The sequence below is a fragment of the Micromonospora sp. C95 genome (assembly GCF_018070465.1).
Lineage (GTDB): Bacteria > Actinomycetota > Actinomycetes > Mycobacteriales > Micromonosporaceae > Micromonospora.
The window spans coordinates 1-1061 of the sequence record NZ_JAGPXT010000062.1; the positions used below are offsets into that span (position 1 = coordinate 1).

The 1061-nt window shown below is 69.1% G+C and carries 1 protein-coding gene; it reads left to right on the forward strand.

Annotated elements, in window-relative coordinates; all coding sequences use genetic code 11:
- Nucleotides 1-296 precede the first annotated feature (296 nt).
- Entirely contained in the window at nucleotides 297-992 is a 696-nt protein-coding gene (locus tag KBX00_RS28955; protein ID WP_210831232.1) for a hypothetical protein, read from the forward strand.
- Nucleotides 993-1061: the final 69 nt, after the last annotated feature.

The following is a 1061-nucleotide window of genomic DNA, read 5'->3' on the forward strand; positions in this document are numbered from 1 at the left end:
TGCCGCGACCGGAGTGTCGGGCGGGTAGCGCGGGCGTACGTTGCGTGTCCGGCCTATCGCGCGGCTACCGGCCGGTGTTGGGCTATCCCGGTGGCGATAATTCCTTGGTGGGTCCGCTCTCCGATCTTGACGGCGTGCCGTGGGCTTCGCTGCACGGTACGCACGGCCTGGCAGACCGTATCCCGGCGCACCTGTCGGCGCTTCGCTCACCGGATCCGACCGTGGCCGGCGAGGCGCTGACCCGGCTGCGGGACGCTGTCGTCCATCAAGGAACCCGGTGGCAGGTCAGCGCTCACGTGGTGCGTTTCCTCGTTCTCTTGATCAACGACCCAGGCACGCCAGCCCGGCCTGCCCTGACGAGGTTGCTTCGAGACGTAGGTCTGGGTGCCTACACCGATCACGATCTGCCGTTCGATCCGAAGGCCGCCTTCGATGGGCCGACGGTGACACGCCGGCAGGAGGACATGGTCATCGCGCTCGTCTACTACCGCGACGAGGGCCTCACCGAGGAGGCGATGGACATCGCCGACTCGTGCGCCGCGAAGTGGGCCACCGACGCGTACCGGGCTGTGGCGGCACACGTGGACGCCTACCGTCATTGGCTCGGCGACGATCCGCTGGTCGCGTCCCAGGCCGCCGAGCTGCTGGCGTGGTTCCCGGCGGACGAGCCGACGATCGCCGCGCTGCTGTCGGCCGACGGCGACGACGCCGTCCGGGCGAGCGCGAACCTCGCCCTGGCACACCTGCCGGTGTCGCCCTGCGCGATCGCGGCCCGGATGACGGACCTGCTCGGTCACGACTCGTTCGTCGTGCGGGTAACGGCTGCCATGGCGCTCGCGCGCAGGCTGGGTCAGGAACTACCCGATCCGGCGCTGAGCTTGCTCATCGATGCCAAGGATGCCGCAGCACTGCCTGACTTCCCGCTCGGCTGGCAGCACCGGGCCGCCCGTGGGTACGTCGCCTCGGCTCTACAACGCCTGGGGCTTGGTTGACCTCATTGCCCGAGGTGTCTCCACCAACTCCCGCCAGGCACTCCTCGTTTCACCTCCCTGAAATGCCGC